Origin of the sequence: Halorubrum sp. ASP1, from assembly GCF_005435135.1 — an archaeon.
Lineage (GTDB): Archaea > Halobacteriota > Halobacteria > Halobacteriales > Haloferacaceae > Halorubrum > Halorubrum tropicale.
Map to the genome: position 1 here is coordinate 1 of NZ_SGUA01000070.1, position 431 is coordinate 431.

Sequence of the window (431 nt, forward strand, 5' to 3'; positions counted from 1 at the left end):
TATGGAGATAGTCGTATACGGTCTTTTTCGAGACGGTCGCTGTTTCAACGAGTTCAGGACCCGTGGCAGTTCCCGACTGGCTAATCGAAGTATAGAGACTCGCGAGAGACGGGTTCTCAAGTAATTCTGTGAATGTGGGGATTCCGGTGATCATCCCCGGAGTCTCTCCCGCGTTTCGCACGTGTTCTGTATCGTAGCTCATCTTGTATAGATTTACGAAACTAGAAACCATAAACGTTTGCCACGGTGATTCGGACTGTTTCGCGATAGTGACGACATTAGTGATTCGTTGTCGATGACGGCTCGAGCCTGACGAACTGCCGGATGCACTATTTACTGAGCATCGATGACGACGTACGCATCCTCACTATCGGTGACCTCACTAAGGGATCGCTTCCACCCCTGACCGAACACCGGCCGCCCACCGGAAC

Annotated in this window: 1 pseudogene; it reads right to left on the reverse strand. The window is 51.7% G+C overall.

The annotated features are described in order from the left end of the window. Nucleotides 1-202, reverse strand: a pseudogene (locus EXE48_RS18285) (transcriptional regulator); the annotation flags it as partial. Nucleotides 203-431 lie beyond the last annotated feature (229 nt).